The organism is uncultured Brachybacterium sp. (assembly GCF_947500705.1).
Taxonomy (GTDB): domain Bacteria; phylum Actinomycetota; class Actinomycetes; order Actinomycetales; family Dermabacteraceae; genus Brachybacterium.
Map to the genome: position 1 here is coordinate 40,454 of NZ_CANMSY010000009.1, position 21,785 is coordinate 62,238.

Consider the following 21,785-nt stretch of genomic DNA (forward strand, 5'->3'; position numbering starts at 1 on the left):
AGGGAGGGGCGCGATGACGATGCCGACCGGCCGCAGCTCGGGCAACGGAGCTGAGCGGCCACCGCGGGCGGTGACCCGGGCCGGCGGCGTGCAGTCCGTGGACCGGGCGGTGCAGGTGATGGAGATCCTCGCCCGGGACGGGCGCTCCGGGGTGGGCCGGATCGCCAAGGAGCTGGGTGTCCACCAGTCCACGGTCTCCCGCTTGGTCGCCGCTCTCGAGGCTCATGACCTCGTCGAGCGGCAGGTCGAGGGAGGGGCGGTGCAGCTCGGAGTCGGCATCCTCCGGCTCGCTGCCGCCACCCGTTCCCGGCAGGATCTCACCGCTGTGGGCGGTCCGGTCTGCGATGCGCTCGCCGAGCAGCTCGGGGAGACGGTGAACCTCGCCGTCTACCGCTCCGGTGCGGCGGTGAACCTGTACCAGGCCCAGGGCACGCGCACGGTCGCCCTGCACAACTGGGTGGGGGACGCGACCGTCCTGCACGCGACCTCGAGCGGGAAGGTGCTGTTGGCGCATCTCCCGCCGGCGCAGAGCGAGGCGGTCATCACCGGCGATCTCGAGCGCTTCACCGCGCAGACGATCGTCGAGGCAGATGCTCTGCGCGCACAGCTGCAGGAGGCCGCTGTGCGCGGCTGGGCGGTCGCCGAGGAGGAGTACGAGGAGGGCCTGAACGCGGTGGCCGCGGCGATCTGCGGGCCGGAGGGGAACGTCATCGCAGCCCTGTCCGCGGCAGGGCCGGCCTACCGTCTCGGTCGAGGCAGGCTCCCCGAGGTCGCAGAGCAGGTGCGCCAGGCGGCCAAGGAGATCTCCAGACGCCTGGGGCATCGACCCGAGATGACCGGCTGAGCCGGATCGCGCGGCCCGCAGCTCCGTCTCAGCCCTTCATCCTGGCGTCCTCCGGGTCGAACGCCGGGGAGCGGCCGACGGTGAGGACCTCGACCGGCAGCCGCGCTCCGAGATGCTCGACCTGCAGTGCGGCGCCCTCCACCGCCTGCGAGAGAGGGAGGTAGGCCAGCAGCAGGTAGCGACCGAGCGACGGGCCGGGCCCGGCGGAGGTCACGAAGGAACGCCGGCCGCGAGCATCGATGAGGACCTCGCCGTCCGCGGAGAGCACCGGCTCGCCGCCTGTCGGACATCGCGCGACCTCCGGGGCCGACGGGGGACCGGTGAGCGCGAGCGTGCACAGCATCGCCGCCGGGGCCTGCTCGCGAGCGGCGAGATAGGCGGGCTTGCCCACGAAGTCGGCATGCTTGACCTTGGGCAGAGCGAGATCCGCCTCGACAGGGTTGTACTCCCCGGTGAGCTCGGCGCCCATCAACCGATAGCCCTTCTCGATCCGGCCCGTCGTGCCGTACACGCCGATGCCTGCCGCGATCGCGCCCAGCGCGCGACCGGCCTCCCACAGCCGGTCCCAGAGGCGCGTCGCCAGCTCGGCGGCGACGTGCAGCTCCCAGCCCAGCTCTCCCACGTAGCTGATCCGCAGCATCAGCACCGGCACCCCGCCGATCACCGCCTCGCGACCGGTGCCGAAGGCGAAGGCGGCATCGGAGAGATCCTCCGTGGTGAGAGGCTGGACGAGGTCGCGGGCCCGCGGGCCCCACACCCCGATCGTGGTCACCGCCGAGGATGAGTCAGTCAGCTGCACCGACCCGTCGGCCGGCAGGTGGCCTCGCAGCCATGCGAGGTCTCGCCCACCCTCCGCGCCGCCGGTGATCACGCGGAAGTCCGCCTCGCCGCGGCGCACGATCGTGAGGTCGCTGCGGAAGGTGCCGGCCGGGGTGAGCAGCGGGGTGTACACGACCCGGCCGACGGGCACGTGGATCCGTGCCATCGCGAGCTGCTCGAGGAACTCCAGTGCACCGGGGCCGGAGACATCGAGGATCGCGAAGGCGGCGAGGTCCACCAGCGCCACGCGCTTGCGCATCGCGAGGTGCTCGGCCTCGATGATCGGCGACCACCAACGGGTGTCCCACTCGTGGATGCGGCGGTCCACGTCGCCCGCGAACTCCTCGAGCAGCGGCCGGTTCGCCGTGTACCACTGGGGCCGCTCCCAGCCGGCGGCCTCGTGGAACTCCGCCCCCAGCGCGTCGGTGCGGGCGTGCAGGGGACTGGTCCGCAACGGCCGGTTCGAGAGCCACTGCTCGCGCGGATGGCTGATCCCGTACACCTTGGGGAATCCCTCGGCCGCGCGCGCCCGCACGTGCTCCCGGGTGCGCTGGGAGGGATGGAATCGCGCGATGTCGGAGCCGTGCGCGTCGATCTCGCTGCTGCCCTCGGTAAGCAGCTCGGCGACCATGCGCCCCACCCCCGCGGCCTCCTTGATCCACACCGCGGCGGCGGACCACAGCCCGGCCACCTCGGGCGTCTCGCCCACCAGGGCGCCGCCGTCGGGGGTGAGGGAGAGCAGCCCGTTGATCGCCGCCTTCCGCGGCGGCTCCGGATCGGTGAGCAGGCTCGGGAAGAGCTCGCGGGCATGGGCCAGCTGGGCGGTGAAGTCCTCCTCGGTGAAGGGGAAGCTGGTGGGGCTCGCCTGCCCGGGATGGTTCCCGACCGGTGGGATCTCGCTCGGATCGTGCAGCAGCGGGCGGTGCGCGTAGGAGCCGATCTCGAGGTCCGCGCCACGCTGGCGCTCGTACATCAGGTTGTCCATGTCGCGCAGCAGCGGGAAGCTCACCCACTCCTCGGTCTCGGCCAGCGCAGGGATCGGGCCCACGTCGAGCATCTGGTGCACCGCCGGGGTGAGCGGGATCGCGGCCCCGGCGAGCGCCGCGACCTGCGGGCTCCACACCCCGCAGGCGATGAGCACGAGCTCGGTCTCGATCTCACCGCGGTCGGTGAGCACGCGGCGCACCCGCCCGAAGGCGACGTCGATCCCGGTCACCTCGGTCTCGGCGATGGTGGTGAGAGCTCCGGTGGCCTCGGCACGCTCGCGGAAGAGCTCCCCGGCGCGCAGCGGATCGACGATCGCGCCGGTGGGGGTGTAGAAGCCGCCGATCAGCAGGCTCGAGTCGCAGTGCGGCACGAGACCCTGGATCTCGGCGGGGGAGAGCAGGTGGGCCTCGACGCCCCAGGACCGGGCCGAGGTCATGCGCCGGGTGAGCTCCTGCATGCGCTCGGCGCTGCGCGCCGCCTCGATGCCGCCGCAGCGGGTGAGCACCCCGAGCTCGCCGTACTGGCGCAGTGAGTCCACGGTGAGATCGGTGATCTCCTTGGAGTGGTCGACGGGGAACACGAAGTTCGAGGCGTGACCTGTCGATCCGCCCGGATCGGGCAGGGGGCCCTTGTCGATCTGGACGATGCGGCGCCAGCCGAGGTCCCCGAGATGGGCGACCGCGGCGTTGCCCACCACCCCGGCTCCGATGACGACGATGTCTGCACGTTCCGGCAGCTGTGCCATGGCGACCTCCCGATCTGCCTGTGGCCCCCTTACGGTAGCCCTGAAGTGCGGCTGTGCCCAGAGGTGGGGCCGCTCAGGTCCAGGAGGCGCAGTTCGAGGAGACCTCACTCGGGCCACAGCGACCAGGAGGAAGCGGGACCATAGGATCAGCTCATGCTGCTCATCGCCCAGGCCCCGCAGGACGAGATCCTCGCCGCCTTCGCCCCTCTTCCGGTTCCCGATGATCCTGCCCGGATGTGGAGCGTGGGACCCACCGCGCCCAGCGGATGGACCGCAGCCTGGGTCGAGGCGGAGGCGGCGCTCCCCGAGTCCTGGGATCTGGTGCTCCTCGGAGAGGACGGGGATCCGCGCGTGGTGCGCGTGCGCTCCGGGGGATCGGAGCAGAGGTTCGCCTGGGACGCCCAGGACCGGAGCATTCCTGCACACGTGCCCGCCATGATCGCGGAGACGCTCAGGATGCCTGGAGCTGTGGACTCGTTCCGCAGCGCCCTGGAGGAGCACCTGCTCGGGGAGACGACGACGGAGGAGCATCTCGTCCTCGCCCAGGTCGCCGAGGCGCTCAGCGGGGCGGTGGGCGGGCTGCCCCAGCTGGAGAACGACACCTACCGGGAGATCCTGCTGGATCGCGGTGATGCCTCGCGGCGCCGAAGCCTCGCCGAGGATTTCGCTCACGATGGCGGAGGCTGGGTGCTGACGGAGCTCGGCGCGGACTGGTTCTCGGTGCATTCCCCCGACAGCCCGGAGCTCGGCCCCGACCCCTTCGATCTCGACAGCACGTCGGGGAAGGACCGCCCGGTGCTCTCGCTGTGGCGCGGCAGCGGCTCCGGCGTCGTACTCCACGACCGTGAGGACCTCATGGAGCTCATCCAGTGGAACACCGGCTGGGTGGAGCAGATCGACGACTCCGCAGAGCGTGCCGCGGCCTGCGATGCGCTGGGTGCGGCCTTCGGCCCGGTGGCGGGGCGGCGCCGGCTGCGCGAGCTGTGCAGCGCGCAGACCGTGGATCGCGATCCGATCGCCCGGCTGCTCGAGCTGCTGAACATCCCCCGCACCGCACTGCTGGTCCTGGACGATGACCCGTCGGCTCCCGAGCCGACGGTGGTCGAGCCCCCGGTCGGTCTGCTGGGAAGCCTGAAGCGGCTCTTCGGCGGGCGCGGCTGAGGCGGGCCGGCAGGGTCCGCACCGACAGACTCGATGCCCACGGCACGGACTGCCAGCGCCGGCTCCACCGAACGCCCGCGAAGCCCAGCAGCCCACCCACACCCCACCGAAAACAGAACCACGCAAAAAAGCCTGAGTCGCGTCACCGTTCGTGAACGATGACGCGACTCAGGACAACGGGGTGATCGACGGGATTTGAACCCGCGACCGCCTGGACCACAACCAGGAGCTCTACCAACTGAGCTACGACCACCATGTGCGGGTGGAACCCGCAACGAGAGATCAATATACCGGTTCGCTGGGGTCCATCCCAGCCAGAATGGGCCTCAGGCGGTGTGAGACACATTGCATCGTGCGCCCGCGGCTCGCCAGCGGTCGGCGAGCTCGCGGGCGCGAGTGCTCAGAGCAGCTCTGCGCGCAGCTGCTCGGCGGACTTCGGGGAGAGGAGTCTGGGAGCGATGTCGAAGGGGGTCTTCGCGCCGGGCTCACCGGCGGCGGCGAGCCGTGCTGCGGCCCGGGCGTAGGCGACCACCACGCTCGCGGTGAACTCAGGGTTCGAGTCCTCCTGCAGGTGGTACTCGATCGTCTGCGTGGTGCCGGGGGAGGACTCCGCGGAACGGATCACGAAACCGCCATGGGGCATGCTGCTGTGATCTCGGGCCAGCTCGTCGGCGCTCAGGAAGGTCACCGTCGTCTCGAAGGGCTCGAAGTAGTGCGGCATCGTCACGATCTCGTGGCGCACCGCCTCGGCGTCGGCCCCCTCCTCGAGCACCACGAAGCATTCACGGGTGTGCTTCTCGCGGCTGCTCAGCTCGGGCCGCTCCCCGGCGCGGACGCTTTCGATCGCGTCCTGGGAGGGGATCGTGTACTGGACGGCGCCGGCGACACCGTCGATGCGGCGCAGTGCATCGGAGTGGCCCTGGGACAGTCCGCGGCCCCAGAAGGTGTAGGTGGAGCCGGCGGGGAGGATGGCCTCGCCGTACACGCGGTTGATCGAGAACAGGCCCGGGTCCCATCCGGTGGAGATGATCGCCGTGGTGCCGGCCCGACGGGCGATCGCGTCGACGTTCGCGAAGTGCTCGGGGATCCGCGCATGCGTGTCGAAGCTGTCCACGACGGTGAACCGCTCGGCGAGCAGCGGGGTCTGTTCGGGGAGGTCGGTCTTCGAGCCTCCGCACAGCACGAGCACATCGATCTCGTCCTGCATCGCCTCGAGCGCGTCCATCGGATGCACGGGGGTCTGCTCGTGCACGGTGCTCACGGTGGTGGGCTCGCGGCGCGTGAACACGCCCACCAGCTCCATGTCCTCCTGGAGGGAGATGGCGATCTCCACGCCACGTCCCAGGTTGCCGTAGCCGACGATGCCGATCCGGATCGCAGTCATGGTCCTCGCTCTGTTCGATGATGGGGTGGCCCGGTGTCGGGTCGTCCGGGGTCGATCCTACTGAAGGCCCTCATCCGGCCGTGCGCATCGGCTGGCCCGGCGGAGCTGCCCTGCGGATCGCGTCGTAGGCCGCGCCACCTGTGCATTGCAGGATCTGAGACGCGGCGAGAGACTGGCGCCATGATCGTCGCCTTCTCTGTCCAGCCCACCGGTGAACCCTCGGATCCCTCCCTCTCACGAGACCTCGCGGAGGGGTCGGATAGTGCGAGCGTGCACGACGCGGTCGCCGCCGCGGTGCGCGTCGTGCGCGAGTCCGGCCTGCCCACTCGCACCTCGTCGATGTTCACCGAGGTCGAGGGGGAGTGGGACGAGGTGATGGAGGTGGTCGGCCGTGCGACGGCCGAAGCCGGACGCTACGGATCCCGCGTCTCCCTCGTGCTGAAGGCGGACATCCGGCCTGGCCGCACCGGGGAGCTCGACGGCAAGGTTCAGCGGATGGAATCCGCGGTGGACCGGCTCGATAGCCGCTGAGCCCGCTGAGCCCGCCGAGCCGCCGAGCCGCTGAGCCCGCCGAGCCGCCGAACTGCTGAACCGCCGGGCCGCCGAGCCTGCGTGCTCAGAGGTCCTGGTCGAGCTTCCCGTCGCGCAGCGCGGCGGCGAGCGTGGGTGTCACCGGCAGGCGCGGGATGAGCGTGGCCTGGAGGGCGTGGTAGATGTCCGGCTTGCCCGGCCAGGTCTTCCCCTGCGGCTCGTTGTCGGCATCCAGCTCGTGGAACCAGGAGCCGTTCTCGGCGTCGAGCAGGTAGGTGGAGATGTACTCCCACCACTGCTCGTAGCGTTCGGCCCATACGCGGTCCCCTGTGACCTGGTACATCACCGCGGCGGCGCCGATGGCCTCGGCGGCGACCCAGTGCATGCGTTCGCCGGAGACGGGGGAGCCGTCCCAGTCCACGGTGTACACCCAGCCCGGCGCTCCGTCGGCGCCGAAGGCTGCAGCGGACTTCTCCATCAGCGCGGTGGCGGCCTCGAGCATCCACTCCGGCGCCTCGCCGTCGGCCGCGATCAGTGCGGCGCGGGCGTGGAGCACCAGGCGTGACCATTCGATCCAGTGGCCGATCGTCGCGCCGTAGGGGCGGAAGGGATGTGCGGGCTGGTCCTGGTTGTAGTCCAGCAGCGGGTTCCAGTCGATATCGAAGTGCTCGGGCAGCGCCCAGTCGTTCAGTCGTGCGAACTCGTCGATCGCGCGGGTGGCGATGCCGACGGCGCGGTCCAGCCAGCGGCGCTGCCCGGTGACGTCGGCCGCGGCCAGCAGCGCCTCGACGGTGTGCATGTTCGCGTTGATCCCGCGGTAGTCCTCGCAGTCGGCGAAGGCGCGGTCGAAGGTGTCAACGCTCATGCCCGCGGCGTCGTCGAAGAACTTCTCATCGAGCACCGTGAGCGCCTCGTCCAGCAGCTCCTTCGCTCCGGGGCGTCCGGCGGCGAGGGCCGAGGAGGCGGCGAGCACCACGAAGGCGTGGGCATAGGCCTGCTTCGTGTCGTCCACCGGCGTGCCGCCGGCGACGGAGCTGAACCAGCCGCCGTGCTCGTCGTCGTGGAACACCCCGCGCAGGGAGGCCAGACCATGATCGGCGAAACGGCCGAAGTCCGGGCGTCCCAGCAGGTGACCGAGCGCGAAGCTGTGCGTCATCCGGCAGGTGAGCCACAGCTCCGAGGGACGCGAGAGATCCGGGGCTCCATGCTCGTCGAGCCAGGCGAAGCCGCCGTCCTCCCGCACCGACTCCGAGCCGAACACGAGCAGCTCATCGCTCTCGCCCTCGAGCCAGCTGCGGTGGGAGGCGCGGTCCAGCCAGGGAACGCGCGGGGCAGGTGCGGCAAGGGCAGGGGCGGCGTCGCTCTCCTCCCGCAGCTCGAAGGTGCGCGCCGCCTCCTGGGCCTGGGCGGTGGTGGGCCCGGGCTCATCGATCAGCAGCACCTCTCGGTAGTACTTCAGCTCCTGGATCGACTCGCGGATGTCGGCGAGCGCGCGGTGGCCGCCGTGCTTGGCGGGGATGTTGTAGTAGACGCGGGGGAACCAGCGCTTGGCGAGCTCCTTGAGGCTGGAGACGTCGATCGTGCGGTAGGAGAGCCACTCGGCGAACTCGGGCACGTCACGGTCGAGGAACACGCGGTCGGTGCCGACGCTGTTGCCGGCCAGCGGTGCCTTGCCGGGCTCGGGGCAGTATTGGCGCACATACTCCAGGCACTGCGCCTGCGCCTCTTCCAGGGTCATCCCGCCATCGAGCTCTTCGAGCAGGCCGGAGACGGTGTGCATGTTCACCACGAAGGGATCCATGCCCTGCAGCGACTCGGCCGGGGGCCTGATGACGACGTCGACACCGTCCCCGAGGATGTTCAGATCGGCGTCGGTCACGAGGACGGCGATCTCGACCAGCGCATCGCGCTGCTTGTCGAGGCCGGTCATCTCGCAGTCGACCCAGATGATGCGGTCATTGATGGCACGAGTGGAGCTTGAGGTCACCGGGCCACAGTAGCGCGGGCACGCCCGCCGAGCACGATGGGCCGACGGCGGGCCGAGCAGCAGACAGTTACTCTGTGGTCACCTGTACTCATCGGCGAGTCGATGCGAGCCTCCGGAGGACCCCGCTGTGAATCTGTACTTCCGTCTCCTGCTGTTCACGGCCCGCGTGCGCTTCCGCAGCCGCCTGAGCATCTGGGACACCTCCCACGTGAGATTCCGCGTGAATCCCTCCGACCTCGACGTGCAGCGGCATATGAACAACGGCCGTTATCTCACGCTCATGGATCTGGGGCGCATGGATCTCATGGTCCGCTCGAGGTTCTGGCAGCGCATCACCGATCAGGGCTGGTACCCGGTGGTGGCCGGGCAGTCCATCACCTATCGCAGGTCCCTGCAGCTATGGGAGCAGTTCGACCTCGCCTCCGGCGTGATAGGGCACGATGACCGCTGGATCTACATGGAGCAGGTGTTCCGCCGCGACGGGAAGGTGGTGGCCGATGCGATCGTGCGCGCCCGCTTCCTGAGGAAGACCGGCGGCTCGGTGCCGATGGACGAGGTGCTCGCGCTGGTGCAGCCGCTGCCGGAGAGCCTGCAGCTGCCCGAGTGGATCGCGGACTGGAACGAGGGGTCCTCGCGGCACGGCCGCGAGCTCTGAGGAGAACCAGCGGGAATTCTCCTGTCGGTAGACCGACGTCAGGGTCGGGCTCGCCCGGTCCGCTGACCCGAGGGGCCCGCACTCTTCGCCGAACGTCGCTTCAGCTCCTCGACCCCCGTGATCACGAGCAGGATCACGACCACGATCACCAGGATCCACTGCTCGAACACCACCGCGAGCACTCCGGCGAGCAGCAGCGCGACCAGGAACACGATCTCCAGCACCCGCTGCGGGACGCCGAGCAGACGTGACCCGAACCGGGTGCGCGCCAGACGCAGCAGGACCAGCAGCGCGATCGTCCCGAACGTGAGAACCTTCAGGATCATCGGACGCTCCTCGGACGGTGACGGATGACAGTGCCCCCAGCAGGACTCGAACCTGCAACCTACGGATTAGAAGGCCGTTGCTCTATCCATTGAGCTATGGAGGCTTGGGAGCTCGCGCGAATCGGCGTCGAGCACCCGGAGAAGTCTACCGATCCCGGCGGCGGGGGTGCACCGCTCCTCGGCCCGGCCCTCGCCCGGGCATCGTCGCCGGGGCACCCGACCCCGCCTGGCACCGCGGGCAGAACCACAGCACCCGCGGCTCCGTCCCCTCCAGCTGCGGCTCGGCGAGCTCGCCGCGCTGGATCCGGGTGCGGCAGCGCCGGCACTGCTTCCCACCTCGCCCATAGACCCACAGGTCCCCGTCCCGGCCCAGCATCCCGCCGGTGGTGACCCGCACCGAACGGTCCTGGTTCAGCACCAGCAGCCGACGCGCGAGATCGACGAGTTCCCCGAGGTCGCCGGCGGCACGGCTCGGCGCGGCGGGGTGGATGCGGCGCAGGAAGCACAGCTCGCTGCGGTAGACATTGCCGATCCCGGCGAGGTTGCGCTGATCGAGCAGCCCGAGCCCGATCGGACGATCAGGGTCCGCAGCCAGGTTCTCGATGGCGCGGTCGCGCAGTCCTGCGTCCTCGTCCCATCTCGGATCCAACAGGTCCGGGCCGAGATGGCCCACGAGCGAATCCTCGTCGGCCGTGCGCACCAGGCGCACCTGCTTGACGTCGTAGGCGATCGCTCGGGCCTCGCGCCCGTCCTCGTGCCGGGCGGTGAGGAGCACGCGGATCGTCTCGGCGGGGCGCGGGCCGGCGCTGGTGTCGCTCGAGCGCAGCGCCTTCCCGTTCACGTGCCAGATGCCGTCCATCATGAGGTGGGTGTGCAGGGTCAGCGGCGCCGGTCCCGGGCCCGGAGGCAGCAGTCGCATCAGCAGATGCTTGCCGCGCGGGCGCACCTCGGCCACGCGCCAACCGACGAGGTCGGCGGTGGCGGCGCGGGGCACCCGCAGATCACAGGCCGTCAGGACCGCCCCGGCGAGGGCGTCCTGCAGGATCCGGCACTGCCGGGCGACGGTATCTCCCTCGGGCATCAGCGGTCTCCGGCACGCAGGCGGATCGATCTCGGCGAGCGGTAGCAGCCGGCGTCCACCAGCGCCGCGCCGATGGCCCTCACCGGCGCTGCATCGATCGGGTGCCCGTTGATCCGTTCGATCCGCAGCTGGGGGAGGCGGGCATCCTCGGCGATCGCGCGCACCAGCTGCGCGGCGATCTCCGCAGTCGCGGGCTCGCCCGCCCACCACAGCAGGTGCTTGGCGCCCTTGTCGACCACGGCGGCGACGTGTCCGCCGGTGAGCAGGACCAGCGCTCCGGCGCGGCGTGCGGGCCGGACCGTCTTCCCCTCGGGCGGCGGGATCGTCAGCTCGGGCCAGGGGAGCGCCGCGCCGTAGGGGTTCGCCGGGTCGGTCGCGGCGAGCGCCACGGTGGAGGCGTCGACCGACGGACCGCTCGTGGCCTCCCCGGTGTACTGGATCGCGGCGGCCTGGGCGGCGTCCGCCTCGCGCTCTCCGTCCCGCAGCCGGTCCACCGCCTCGACCGGCGCGAACTGGGAAGCACCCAGACCGTCGACGAAGTAGCCGCGCCGGCAGGTGCCGTTCTCCTCGAGCACCGAGAGGACGCGATAGACCGCGGCGAAGCTGCCGGGGACGTCCTCGACGTCCATCGCTCCGCGGGTCACGACCCCGTGCCGGTCCAGCAGCAGGGTCGCCAGCGCCGCCGCTCGAGCCGCAGGATCCACCTGCTCCACCCGCACCGCGGACCAGCGCCCGGCACCGACCGGTCCGGTCGCGAGCTCCGAGAGGGAGGAGACGCCCTGGCGCATCATCGCGGCCGAGAGCCGCCCCGCTCCCCGCCGGGTCAGCGGCCGGGAGCGCGCCGCAGCAGCTCGTCCCGTGCCTCTGCCCGAGCGCGCCGAGGCCGGCCCGTGGCCGTAGCTGCGCAGCGCCTCGAAGGAGTCGTTGGTGATCAATGCCTGGAAGGCGAGGTCCCAGAGGGCCTCCTGCACCTCCGGTGGAGCCACGGCCTCGCCGTCCTCCGCGAGCGCAGTGAGGATCTCCCCATGCCTCAGGGCACCGGGAGTACCGCGCAGCAGGTCCAGCACCCGGCTGGCAGCAGACCCGTCCTGCAGTCCCGCAGCGCTCTCCTCCAGCTCGGCGGCGTCGAGCCCCAGCGGCAGGGCCTCGGCGAGGTGGAGCCGGATCCAGCCGTCGTCGGCGCCGAGTCGGCCGTGACCGGTCCACACCAGCTCCCCGGCGGCGAACGCGGCATCCAGCAGCGCTGGATCCACCTCCGGCATCCTCGCCGGCAGCACCTGGGATTCCCAGGCCGACAGCGGCAGTGACACCCCCGTGAGCTGGTCGATCACCGACAGCAGCCCGTCACGCCCGCGCCAGGCGGCGCTGTCTCGTCGGCCCTCTGCGCGGCGTCCTGCCAGGTGCTGCCACTGGCCGAGGAACCGCGCGTAGACCGGGCCCGGCACCGGGGCGATATCCCGCCGTGAGGCGGCGAGGCTCGCCCGGCGGATGCGCCGCAGCACCTCCGCATCCACCCACTCCTCGCCCTCACGCCCCGGCGTGAACTCGCCCTGCTGCAGCGTCCGCTCGGCGGTGAGCTGCTCGAGCGCGCCGCGTGCCACGCCCGGCGCGAGGCCGAAGGCGTCCACCGGAGCTGTCGCGGGGAACGGTCCTCGGCTCCGGGCCCAGCGGGAGAGCAGCTGCGCGACGGCACGGTCCACGGGGGCGAGATGCGCGTCCGGGATGCCTGGAGGCAGGGCGGTGCCCAGCGCGTCGCGCAGCAGGCCGGCGTCCTCGATCGCGGCGAGATGCTCGTGCCCGGCCAGGCGCACCGCGATCACCCGACGTGACGCCAGCAGGCTCTCCAGCTCCTGGGGCAGGTCGACGCCCTCGGCACTGCGGGCAGCAAGCTCCTCCCGGGTGAGCGGGCCGAGCCGGCGCAGGGCGTCAGCGATCTGCTCGGCCCCGCGCAGCGCCCGCTGCTCCGTGAGCCCCTGCAGGCTCTGCTGCACCTCGGCGATCACCTCGGCATCCAGCAGCTCGCGCAGGCTCACCGAGCCCAGCAGCTCGGCGAGCAGCGACTGATCCAGCGCCAGCGCGGCGGTGCGCCGCTCCGCGAGCGGGGCATCGACGTCATAGATGAACTGGGCGAGATACCCGAACAGCAGGGAGCGCGCGAAAGGAGACGGCGCCGGAGTCTCGACCTCCCGCACCTCGACGCGTCGGCGCCCGATCTGGGCCATCAGCTCCACCAGCGCGGGCAGGTCGTAGACATCCTGCAGGCATTCGCGAGCGGCCTCGAGCATGATCGGGAAGTCGGGATAGGGGCGGGCCACCTCGAGCAGGTGCGCGGAGCGCTGGCGCTGCTGCCACAGCGGCGCCCGCTGGTGCGGATCGCGCCTGGGCAGCAGCAGCGCGCGCGCGGCGCACTCGCGGAACCGGGCCGCGAACAGCGCGGAGGAGCCGACGAGCCGCCGCACCTCCTCCTCGATCTCCTCGGGCGTGAAGACGAACAGATCCGCCCCGGGAGGCTCCTCGCCGTGGGGGATGCGCAGCACGATGCCGTCGTCGGCCGCCATCACCTGGCCGTCCAGGCCGTACCGCTCCTCCACCCGGGCCCCGACGGCGAGCGCCCACGGGCCGGTGATCCGCTGCCCGTAGGCGCAGTGCAGCACCACCCGCCAGTCACCGAGCTCGTCGAGGAAGCGCTCGACCACCATCTGCTGCGGGCCGGGCACCGCGCCGGTGACCTGCTGCTGCTCGGCCAGATGGTCCAGCAGCACGGTGCGCGCGTTCTCGTCGAGCCCGAGTCCGGCGAGGCGAGCGGTGGCGTCGGCACGGTCGGCGGTGGCGAGCTCCGCCTGAACGGTGGCGATCGCCCGCCCCAGGCTTGCCGGGCGCCCGTCCCCGTCACCGTGCCAGAACGGGATCCGCCCGCTCATCCCGAAGGCGGGGGAGACGGTGACACGGGAGGCGGTGATCTCCTCGATCCGCCAGCTGCTGGTGCCCAGCGTGATCACGTCTCCGCGGCGGGACTCGTAGACCATCTCCTCGTCCAGCTCGCCCACTCGCCGCGGTTGGGAGTCGTCCTCGCTCGCGACCAGATGCACCGGGTACAGGCCACGGTCCGGGATGGTGCCGCCGCTGGTGACAGCGAGGCGCTGAGCCCCCGGTCGACCCGTGAGCAGGCCGGTCTCGTGATCGTGCACCAGTCGCGGCCGCAGCTCGGAGAAGGCGGTGGACGGATATCGCCCGGCGAGCAGATCGATCGTCTGGTCGAACGCGGAGCGGGGCAGAGCCCGGTAGGGATGCGCGGAGCGGACGAGATCGAACCAGTCATCGACCTGCAGATCGTCCATCGCGGCCGCCGAGACGGTGTGCTGGGCGAGCACGTCCAGCGCATTGCGCGGCACGGTCAGCGGTTCGATCCGGCCCGCCACCGCCTCCTGCACCGCGACCGCGCTGCGCAGCACATCTGCGGCGTGCAGCGGATGCAGGGAGCCGTGCGAGATGGCGCCGACGTCATGGCCGGCGCGCCCCACCCGCTGCAGCAGGCTCGAGACCGACATCGGTGCGGCGACCTGCAGCACCAGGTCCACGGCGCCCATGTCGATCCCCAGCTCGAGCGAAGAGGTCGCCACGACGCACCGCAGCGTCCCGGACTTCAGCTGCTCCTCGATCCCGGCACGGACCTCCTTGGACATCGAGCCGTGATGGGCGCGCGCGATGTCCTCGGGCTCAGCGTCAGCCTCCGTCGTCTCGACGTCGGACGGGGCGAGGGCAGCCAGTCGCCGTGCGTGCAGTCGATTGAGCTTGCCGGTGAGCCGTTCGGCCTGGCTGCGGGAGTTCGTGAAGACGATCGTCGAGCGGTGCGCGAGGACCTTCTCCAGCACGGCCCGTTCGACATGCGGCCAGATGGTGCCGGAGACGTCTTCGTCATCGACCGCATCGGTGGGCGGTTCGATCGCCTGCAGATCCGGCACCGGGAGCGTCACGGTGATGTCCCAGCTCTTGGTCGACTCCGGTTTCACCACCGTCACCGTGCGGGAACGGCCGGAACCGGTGAGGAAGTCGGCGACCTCCTGGACCGGTTCGACTGTCGCCGAGAGCCCGATCCGCTGTGCCGGTGCCTCGAGCAGCGCATCGAGCCGGGCCAGCGACAGCGCCAGATGCACCCCGCGCTTCGTCCCTGCGACGGCGTGCACCTCGTCCAGGATCACGGTGTCCACGCTGCGGAGCGTCTCGCGCGCCTGGGAGGTGAGCATCAGGAACAGCGACTCGGGGGTGGTGATGAGGATGTCCGGGGGATGCGAGATCAGGCGCCGCCGCTCAGCTGCCGGGGTGTCACCGGTGCGCACGCCCACGGTGAGCGGGATCCGCGGCGTCCCGAGGCGCTCCGCGGTCCGCGCCGTGCCCACCAGGGGCGAGGTCAGGTTCCGCTCCACATCGACCCCGAGGGCCTTCAACGGGGAGAGATACAGGACCCGGGTGGTCCTGCGCCCGGGCCGCTTCGCCCCCGTGCCCGCCCGAGCGGTCGGCTCCTCGACGGGATGGGAGGTCGCCAGGTGATCGATCGCGGTGAGGAAGGCGGCCAGGGTCTTCCCCGAGCCGGTCGGTGCCACCACCAGCGTGTCATCACCGCGCTCGATCGCCTCCCACGCCGCCGACTGCGCAGGGGTGGGGGCATCGAAGGATTCTGCGAACCACGTCGCCGTGGCAGGGGAGAAGGACGCCGGGAGCATCTGGCGGGACAGGGCCATCACCCCATTGTGGACTGCGGGGCGGACAGCTCGATCCGGAAGGGCGCTCGACGGGCCGCCCGCCGGCCGTCCTCCGGGTCCGCGTGACCGCAGATGACCCTCGCCCTGCCAACTCGCAGTCCATCATGGCAGGATGGATGGCACGGCGGGCCCCGCATCAGCTGGCCCCGCGCACCACACGACGAAGGGATGATCCACATGGCTGACTACACGCTTCCTGATCTCGATTACGACTATGGCGCGCTGGACCCCTCGATCTCCGGCAGGATCATGGAGCTGCACCACTCCAAGCACCACGCGACCTATGTCAAGGGCGCGAACACGGCGCTGGAGAAGCTCGCTGCGGCTCGTGAGGCGAATGATTTCGGGACGGTGAACCAGTTCTCCAAGGACCTCGCGTTCAACCTCGGTGGTCACACGAACCACTCGATCTTCTGGAAGAACCTCTCGCCGGAAGGTGGCGACAAGCCCACCGGTGAGCTCGCGGCGGCGATCGATGAGTTCTTCGGTTCGTTCGATGGTTTCCGTGCACATTTCACGGCGGCGGCGCTGGGCATCCAGGGCTCGGGCTGGGCTGTGCTCGCGTATGAGCCCCTCGGTGGGAAGCTCGTGATCGAGCAGTTCTACGATCAGCAGAACGGTGTGCCGGTCGCGACGATCCCGCTGTTCCAGCTGGATATGTGGGAGCACGCCTTCTACCTGGACTACCAGAACGTGAAGGCTGACTACGTCAAGGCGATCTGGAACATCGTGAACTGGGCGGATGTCCAGGCACGGTTCGTGAACGCGACGAGCAACGCCTCCGGCCTGGTCATCCCCACGGCCTGAACCACCCCGCAGCACGGACCCTCACCGGCCCGTGCTCCGCGATGACAGCGGCCGGTCCCTCCGCGGAGGGGCCGGCCGCTGCGCTGTCCGCACTCTCACCACCCGCGCCCACACGCGGAGAGGCCGCACCCCGCGCGCCCACACCCCGCGCGCCCACACCCCGCGCGCCCACGCGCCAAGAGGCCGCACCTGCAGCGTCACGCGACGACGCCGCACGCCGCGCGATTCCGCCGCGCCATCACGCCGCGCGACCACGCAGCGCGACCGTTCCTCCACAGACCCCCGTCATCCACAGGAATCGCTCCGCTCTGGAATCGACGGCGCACGACCGTGACGCTGAGGTCATCGGCAGGGAGCCGAGGCCGGGAAAGCCCCGGCACCTGAGGAAGGACACCGCCATGCGGGATATCCAGACCACCATCATGGGCAACGCCACCGCCGACCCCACCGCACATCCGCAGGACGACGGGTCCGTCACCGCCAAGGTGCGGGTCGCGGTCACCGGTCGTTACTACAACTCGTCCGCGCAGGACTTCAGCGACCGCAAGACGGAGTTCGTCACCGTGTTCGCGCGGAAGGGCCTGGCACGCAACCTGCTCGCCTCGGTGCACAAGGGCCAGCCGCTCATCGTCACCGGTCGACTGAACACCTCCGAGTGGACCGGCGAGGACAACACCGCCCGTCATTCGCTGAACATCCAGGCCGAGTCCATCGGTCACGATCTCTCCTACGGCACCACCAGCTTCCTCCGCCCGCTGAGGTCGGTGGACGTGCCGAACGTCGATCCCGATACCGGGGAGATCATGCCCTCCGGAACGGCGGCAGGCGCCGAGGAGTCGTCGGTGGACGATGAGAGCGTGGAGGAGGAGTCGACCGAGGGCTCCTACGAGCCGGCCTTCTGAACCAGCCCGTCCGCCAGCGTCAGTCGGTGGCCTGCAGGGTCTGGACGAGAGCCTGGGAGATCTCCGGCAGCAGCGCGGCGCCGAGGACGTAGTCGTCCTTGTCGCTGCGCTGCACCGCCGACCATGTGGTGCCGTCGGCCAGCGCAGCCACCACCACCCGCAGGGAGCTGCCGCTGGGCAGCTTCTGGTCGTCCTCGCCATCGCGCGCACTCCACGCGGACGGTGCGAGGTCGCAGACGATCGCCCCGCCCGCTGCGAGATCCGGCCACTGCGCCGACTCGAGCAGGGTGAGCGGATCAGCTGCGGCAGGGGTGGAGCCGTCGTCGAGATCGATCGGTGTGAGCTGGAGATCGTCAGGCGCGCCGCCATCATCGCCCGCTGCACCGAGCAGGGCGGCGAGCGAGGGCGAAGCCGCCATCAGCTCCGCGCTGCGAGCCAGGGCGAACAAGCGCGGGGCGGGCAGAACGCTGCCCTCGACGTGGCGGGCGACCTCGAGAACTGCGGCGGCGAGGGCAGCCGTGGAGGCGTCAAGTGGGTCCGGGGCCGGAGTCGTCATCGGATCGAGAGGTCCCTCACAGGTTCGGCCTGACAGAATGGGTGCACCGTCGCGTCTCGCGGCGGCACCACACTGTACCCGGATACCGGAGTCTCGTTCCCTGTGCGACAGGCGACGTGATCACGGGCTCCGGCACCGAGGCACCCGAGGTTATCTGTGAGTTTCTCCGCCCCGTTCGGCGACATGCCGCGGCCGCGCCCACGACCGGCCCCCGACGCGAGTGCTGGGGGATCCCGGCGGATCTCGCCACTGGCGATCACCATCGGCATCCTTGTGCTGCTGATCATCCTGCTGGTCGTCGCGTCCGAGATCTGGACCAAGTACCTCTGGATGGACCAGCTCGAGTTCACCGACGTGCTCATGACGCGCTGGTTCACCCAGGCGCTCCTGTTCCTGGCCGGCTTCGTCGTGTTCGCCGTGCCGCTGTTCCTCAGCCTTCGTCTGGCCTACACCCAGCGCCCCGTGTACCCGCCGGTCACGCGTGAGCAGGAGGCGCTCGAGCAGTTCCGAGCCGCTGTGGATCCGCTGCGCCGCGGACTCACCTACGGCGCGCCGGTCGTGATCGGTGCCTTCGGTGGACTGGCCCTGTCGCGGGCTTGGAAGGACGTGCAGCTGTTCCTGCATCCGCAGGACTTCGGCCAGGTCGATCCGATCTTCGAGAACGACATCTCGTTCTACGTCTTCACCCTGCCGCTGATCGACCTGCTGATCTCCTTCGGGCAGTTCGTGCTGCTGGTCTCGATCGTCGGCGCCGTGATCGGTCACTTCATCTACGGCGGTGTCAGCTGGGGCCAGGACAGCGGGCTCCAGGTCACCCGTTCCGCCCGCCGCCACCTCGGAATACTGGCCACGATCTATGTGCTGCTGCTCGGTGCCGGTCACTGGTTCCAGCGCTATGACCTGCTCACTGCGGTCCACACGCGCTTCGAAGGCGCGTCCTACGCTGACCACAACGCGATCCTGCCCGCTCAGACGATCCTCGCGATCGCCTCGATCGTGGTCGCGGCGATGTTCGTGGTGTGGATCTTCCGCTCCGACTGGCGGATCCCCGCGATCGGTGCGGGCCTGATGATCCTCTCCACCCTGGTGGTCGGGAACCTCTACCCGTGGGCCATCCAGCAGTTCCAGGTCCAGCCCAACGAGCGTGCGCTCGAGCAGCCGTACATCCAGAACAACATCGACGCCACCCGCACCGCGTTCGACCTCGATGACGTCAACGAGGTGCCGTACACGGCCACCACCGACGCCGAGCCGGGCGCCCTGCGTGAGGACGCCTCGACCACCGCGCAGATCCGCCTGATGGATCCCAACATCATCTCGCCCACCTTCGAGCAGCGAGAGGCGAACCGTCGCTACTGGGGCTTCGATGACGTGCTCAGCGTCGATCGTTATGAGATCGACGGCGAGCTGCAGGACACCGTGATCGGTGTGCGCGAGCTGCGCCCGGACAAGTTCGGCCTGGCTGATCGCTCCTGGGTGGACCAGCACATCATCTACACCCACGGCTACGGCACCGCCGCCGCACACGGCAACCGCCGCAACGCCGACGGCGAGCCCAGCTTCCTCCAGTCCGGCGTCCCCGGCGCCGGCGCATTCTCCGAGCACGAGGAGCGGGTCTACTTCGGTCGCCACTCCCCGGACTACTCGGTCGTCGGCGCCCCGGAGGGCAGCGAGCCCGAGGAGTTCGACTACCAGCGCGGCAGCACCGACGATGAGGAAGGCGGCGACCAGGTCTACAACACCTTCCAGGGTGATGGCGGACCGTCCGTCGGCAGCTTCTTCAACCAGCTGCTGTACGCGATCAAGTTCCGCGACCCGAACATCCTGATCTCCAACTACCTCAACGAGGAGTCGCAGATCCTCTACGACCGTGACCCCCAGCAGAGGGTCCGTGAGGTCGCGCCGTTCCTGTCCCTGGATTCCCAGATGTATCCGGCAGTGGTCGATGACCAGCTGGTGTGGGTGATCGATGGGTACACCACCACCACGGAGTACCCGTACGCCCAGTCCGTGGACCTGGACCAGACGGTCAACGACTCCCAGACGAATCCGAACGACTCCGCGACCAACCGGGAGCGCTCGGCGAACTACATGCGCAACTCCGTCAAGGCCACCGTCAGCGCCTTCGACGGCTCGGTGACCCTGTACACCTGGGACACGGAGGACCCGATCCTCAAGGCGTGGGCCGAGGTGTTCCCCGAGGCTCTGCAGCCGGCCTCGGAGATCAGCGGCGAGATGATGTCGCACCTGCGCTATCCCGCTGACTACTTCAAGGCCCAGCGCGACATCCTGGCGACGTACCACGTCACCGATGCGGATGACTTCTTCACCCAGCAGGACTTCTGGCAGGTGCCCCCGGATCCGACGGTCCCGGCACCGACCAACCCCGACGGCACCACGGGCCAGCAGGCCCCGCAGCCGCCGATGTACCTGACGATGCAGATGCCCGACGCGGAATCCCCGCGCTTCATGCTCTCCTCGAGCTTCATCCCCTCCGAGGGGCAGAACGTCCTCACCGGTTATCTGGCGGTCGATTCGGAGACCGGGAACACCGAGGGAAACCCGGCGGACTCCTTCGGTGACATGACGCTGCTGGTGCTCCCGTCGTCGAACCCCGTGAACGGCCCCGGCCAGGTGCAGGCCACCTTCAACGCGGAGCCCAACGTCTCCCAGGCGCTGAACCTGCTGAAGTCCGGAAACTCCGAGGTGCTCAACGGCAACCTGCTCACCTTGCCGGTGGGCGGCGGGCTGCTCTACGTCCAGCCCGTCTACCTGCAGTCCTCGCAGACCGGTGGCGGTACCCAGTACCCGCTGCTGCAGATGGTGCTGGTCTCCTTCGGCGAGAAGATCGGTTTCGCTCCGACGCTCGACGAAGCCCTGGACCTGGTCTTCGGCGGCGACTCAGGCGCCGACGCCGGCGATGCCGAGGTCGTCGACCCCGATGCGCCCTCCGGCACGGCCGACGCCGTGACAGATCCTGGCGCGGCGGACGAAGGAGAGGAGGCGCCGGCTGACGGTGAGGAGGGGCAGCAGGCCCCGCCGCCCGCCGCCGGGTCCCCCGAGGAGCGTCTCGACCAGGCGCTCACGGACATGGACACCGCGGTGACGGATGCCGAGACCGCGATGGCCGCCGGTGACTGGGCCGCCTACGGCGACGCCCAGACCCGCCTCAGCGATGCACTGAACCGCGCGATCGCGGCGAACCAGGAGCTCGGCGGAACCGGAGTGCCTGCGCAGCCCTCCGACGGCGGAGGCGGCTGATCCGCCGCTGACGACCCCACCCCAGGACGCCCGACCGGCACCGGCCCCCGCCGGATCCGGTCGGGCGTTCCGGCGTCCAGGCAGGTGAACGGCCTATGAACGTGTCATGGCACACGTTCGACGGCTCCCGGTTGGACGTGGAGGCGAGGGGGTCGTAGAGTTACACATGTCGACGCGGGGTGGAGCAGTTCGGTAGCTCGCCGGGCTCATAACCCGGAGGTCGTAGGTTCAAATCCTGCCCCCGCTACGAAGAGAAGGCCCGGACGGTGGAAACACCGTCCGGGCCTTCTGTCATGTCTGGCACGATGTCTCCATGACAACGCTTTCTCTCCCCACGCCGCGGACGCTGGTGTTCATCGGCGACTCGATCACCGATGCCGGCCGCCGCGAGGACCCCGAGGAGCTCGGCCGCGGTTACGTGCGGCTGCTCGCCGAGCACTTCGCAGCTCATGAGCCCACCGCCACGGTGATCAACCGAGGGATCGGCGGGGACAAGGTCGCCGATCTGGAAGCGCGTTTCGGTCCCGACTGCCTGGACCTCGCCCCTGACCTGGTGACGATCTACGTGGGGGTCAACGACTCCTGGCACCGCTTCACCCGGGGCGAGCATGTCACCGAGGAGTCCTTCGAGCAGGGCTACCGGCACCTGCTCGATCAGCTCGCCGCCTCCGTGCCGGAGGCGCCGGTGCTGATGATCATCCCGTTCGTCGCGGACATCGACGAGGAGCGCGCACGGATCCACAGCGACCTCGACGGCAAGGTCGAGATCATCCGCCGGCTCGCGCAGGAGCGAGGCCACCGGATCGTGGATCTCGAGCAGGTGCTCGCCACCGCACTCGCGGCAGGTCACACCCCGCGCAGCGTCACCGAGGACGGTGTGCATCCGACCCCGCCCGGGCACCGCCTGATCGCCGATGCCTGGCTCGAGACCGCAGGCCGCTGAGCCGACCGGGCCTCCGCGCGCTGACCGCGGCGCGCC

15 protein-coding genes and 3 tRNA genes are annotated in these 21,785 nt (G+C 70.2%); 9 read left to right on the top strand and 9 right to left on the bottom strand.

Annotation, left to right across the window (positions count from 1 at the left end; genetic code table 11):
* Positions 1–13: 13 nt before the first annotated feature.
* Positions 14–844 (top strand): IclR family transcriptional regulator, encoded by an 831-nt coding sequence (locus tag Q0937_RS14265; protein ID WP_299304879.1) that lies wholly within the window; start codon positions 14–16, stop codon positions 842–844.
* A gap of 28 nt (positions 845–872) precedes the next feature.
* Here Q0937_RS14265 and Q0937_RS14270 read toward each other — a convergent pair whose 3' ends face one another.
* Positions 873–3,395: an FAD-dependent oxidoreductase gene (locus Q0937_RS14270; RefSeq protein WP_299304881.1), complete on the bottom strand. Its 2,523-nt coding sequence runs from the start codon at positions 3,393–3,395 to the stop codon at positions 873–875.
* A 153-nt stretch (positions 3,396–3,548) separates the two neighbouring features.
* On the opposite strand from Q0937_RS14270, the gene Q0937_RS14275 reads away from it, so the two are divergent.
* Positions 3,549–4,556 carry a hypothetical protein gene (locus tag Q0937_RS14275; RefSeq protein WP_299304883.1) on the top strand — a complete coding sequence of 336 codons (1,008 nt, stop codon included), beginning with the start codon at positions 3,549–3,551 and terminating at the stop codon, positions 4,554–4,556.
* 180 nt (positions 4,557–4,736) lie between these two features.
* On the opposite strand, the gene Q0937_RS14280 is transcribed toward Q0937_RS14275, so the two are convergent.
* Both Q0937_RS14280 and Q0937_RS14285 read right to left on the bottom strand, forming a co-directional pair.
* A tRNA-His gene (locus tag Q0937_RS14280) sits at positions 4,737–4,809 on the bottom strand.
* A 147-nt stretch (positions 4,810–4,956) separates the two neighbouring features.
* Positions 4,957–5,940: a diaminopimelate dehydrogenase gene (locus tag Q0937_RS14285; RefSeq protein WP_299304886.1), complete on the bottom strand. Its 984-nt coding sequence runs from the start codon at positions 5,938–5,940 to the stop codon at positions 4,957–4,959.
* Between the two features lie 180 nt (positions 5,941–6,120).
* On the opposite strand from Q0937_RS14285, the gene Q0937_RS14290 reads away from it, so the two are divergent.
* Positions 6,121–6,471: a thiamine-binding protein gene (locus Q0937_RS14290; RefSeq protein ID WP_299304889.1), complete on the top strand. Its 351-nt coding sequence runs from the start codon at positions 6,121–6,123 to the stop codon at positions 6,469–6,471.
* Between the two features lie 85 nt (positions 6,472–6,556).
* On the opposite strand, the gene orn is transcribed toward Q0937_RS14290, so the two are convergent.
* Positions 6,557–8,458 (bottom strand): oligoribonuclease, encoded by a 1,902-nt coding sequence (gene orn / locus Q0937_RS14295; protein WP_299304891.1) that lies wholly within the window; start codon positions 8,456–8,458, stop codon positions 6,557–6,559.
* Between the two features lie 127 nt (positions 8,459–8,585).
* Here orn and Q0937_RS14300 point away from each other — a divergent pair, with 127 nt between their 5' ends.
* The gene (locus Q0937_RS14300) at positions 8,586–9,113 is read left to right on the top strand and encodes a thioesterase family protein (RefSeq protein WP_299304893.1); all 528 of its coding nucleotides are present in this window, start codon (positions 8,586–8,588) and stop codon (positions 9,111–9,113) included.
* A 38-nt stretch (positions 9,114–9,151) separates the two neighbouring features.
* On the opposite strand, the gene Q0937_RS14305 is transcribed toward Q0937_RS14300, so the two are convergent.
* From Q0937_RS14305 to Q0937_RS14320, 4 genes are all read right to left on the bottom strand, one after another.
* A complete protein-coding gene (locus Q0937_RS14305) occupies positions 9,152–9,439 on the bottom strand; it encodes a hypothetical protein (RefSeq protein WP_299304896.1) in 288 nt (95 codons plus the stop codon).
* A gap of 31 nt (positions 9,440–9,470) precedes the next feature.
* A tRNA-Arg gene (locus tag Q0937_RS14310) sits at positions 9,471–9,543 on the bottom strand.
* Positions 9,544–9,584: 41 nt separating this feature from the next.
* On the bottom strand, positions 9,585–10,520 hold the full coding sequence (locus Q0937_RS14315; RefSeq protein WP_299304899.1) for a DNA-formamidopyrimidine glycosylase family protein: 936 nt from the start codon (positions 10,518–10,520) through the stop codon (positions 9,585–9,587).
* On the bottom strand, positions 10,520–15,259 hold the full coding sequence (locus Q0937_RS14320; RefSeq protein ID WP_299304901.1) for an ATP-dependent helicase: 4,740 nt from the start codon (positions 15,257–15,259) through the stop codon (positions 10,520–10,522). The genes Q0937_RS14315 and Q0937_RS14320 overlap by 1 nt, the downstream gene beginning before the upstream one ends.
* A 198-nt stretch (positions 15,260–15,457) precedes the next feature.
* Here Q0937_RS14320 and Q0937_RS14325 point away from each other — a divergent pair, with 198 nt between their 5' ends.
* Positions 15,458–16,087 carry a superoxide dismutase gene (locus Q0937_RS14325; RefSeq protein ID WP_299304903.1) on the top strand — a complete coding sequence of 210 codons (630 nt, stop codon included), beginning with the start codon at positions 15,458–15,460 and terminating at the stop codon, positions 16,085–16,087.
* A 398-nt stretch (positions 16,088–16,485) separates the two neighbouring features.
* Positions 16,486–16,989, top strand: coding sequence for a single-stranded DNA-binding protein (locus Q0937_RS14330; RefSeq protein ID WP_299304906.1), 504 nt, complete (start codon positions 16,486–16,488; stop codon positions 16,987–16,989).
* Positions 16,990–17,008: 19 nt separating this feature from the next.
* Here the strand turns inward: Q0937_RS14330 and Q0937_RS14335 are convergent, their stop codons facing one another.
* Positions 17,009–17,545 (bottom strand): PPA1309 family protein, encoded by a 537-nt coding sequence (locus Q0937_RS14335; RefSeq protein ID WP_299304909.1) that lies wholly within the window; start codon positions 17,543–17,545, stop codon positions 17,009–17,011.
* 156 nt (positions 17,546–17,701) lie between these two features.
* Here Q0937_RS14335 and Q0937_RS14340 point away from each other — a divergent pair, with 156 nt between their 5' ends.
* The 3 genes from Q0937_RS14340 (at position 17,702) to Q0937_RS14350 (ending at position 21,749) form a co-directional block, all read left to right on the top strand.
* Complete coding sequence (locus tag Q0937_RS14340) at positions 17,702–20,806, top strand: UPF0182 family protein (protein ID WP_299304912.1); 3,105 nt, start codon at positions 17,702–17,704, stop codon at positions 20,804–20,806.
* A 173-nt stretch (positions 20,807–20,979) separates the two neighbouring features.
* Positions 20,980–21,053 (top strand) — tRNA-Met (locus Q0937_RS14345).
* A 66-nt stretch (positions 21,054–21,119) separates the two neighbouring features.
* A complete protein-coding gene (locus tag Q0937_RS14350) occupies positions 21,120–21,749 on the top strand; it encodes an SGNH/GDSL hydrolase family protein (RefSeq protein ID WP_299304915.1) in 630 nt (209 codons plus the stop codon).
* Positions 21,750–21,785 lie beyond the last annotated feature (36 nt).

Excerpts from the sequence above, each read along its gene's own strand:
- Q0937_RS14265 (WP_299304879.1), top strand. The coding sequence starts at position 14 with ATGACGATGCCGACCGGCCGCAGCTCGGGCAACGGAGCTGAGCGGCCA.
- Q0937_RS14270 (WP_299304881.1), bottom strand. The coding sequence starts at position 3,395 with ATGGCACAGCTGCCGGAACGTGCAGACATCGTCGTCATCGGAGCCGGG.
- Q0937_RS14275 (WP_299304883.1), top strand. The coding sequence starts at position 3,549 with ATGCTGCTCATCGCCCAGGCCCCGCAGGACGAGATCCTCGCCGCCTTC.
- Q0937_RS14285 (WP_299304886.1), bottom strand. The coding sequence starts at position 5,940 with ATGACTGCGATCCGGATCGGCATCGTCGGCTACGGCAACCTGGGACGT.
- Q0937_RS14290 (WP_299304889.1), top strand. The coding sequence starts at position 6,121 with ATGATCGTCGCCTTCTCTGTCCAGCCCACCGGTGAACCCTCGGATCCC.
- Q0937_RS14305 (WP_299304896.1), bottom strand. The coding sequence starts at position 9,439 with ATGATCCTGAAGGTTCTCACGTTCGGGACGATCGCGCTGCTGGTCCTG.
- Q0937_RS14315 (WP_299304899.1), bottom strand. The coding sequence starts at position 10,520 with ATGCCCGAGGGAGATACCGTCGCCCGGCAGTGCCGGATCCTGCAGGAC.
- Q0937_RS14320 (WP_299304901.1), bottom strand. The coding sequence starts at position 15,259 with ATGGCCCTGTCCCGCCAGATGCTCCCGGCGTCCTTCTCCCCTGCCACG.
- Q0937_RS14325 (WP_299304903.1), top strand. The coding sequence starts at position 15,458 with ATGGCTGACTACACGCTTCCTGATCTCGATTACGACTATGGCGCGCTG.
- Q0937_RS14330 (WP_299304906.1), top strand. The coding sequence starts at position 16,486 with ATGCGGGATATCCAGACCACCATCATGGGCAACGCCACCGCCGACCCC.
- Q0937_RS14335 (WP_299304909.1), bottom strand. The coding sequence starts at position 17,545 with ATGACGACTCCGGCCCCGGACCCACTTGACGCCTCCACGGCTGCCCTC.
- Q0937_RS14350 (WP_299304915.1), top strand. The coding sequence starts at position 21,120 with ATGACAACGCTTTCTCTCCCCACGCCGCGGACGCTGGTGTTCATCGGC.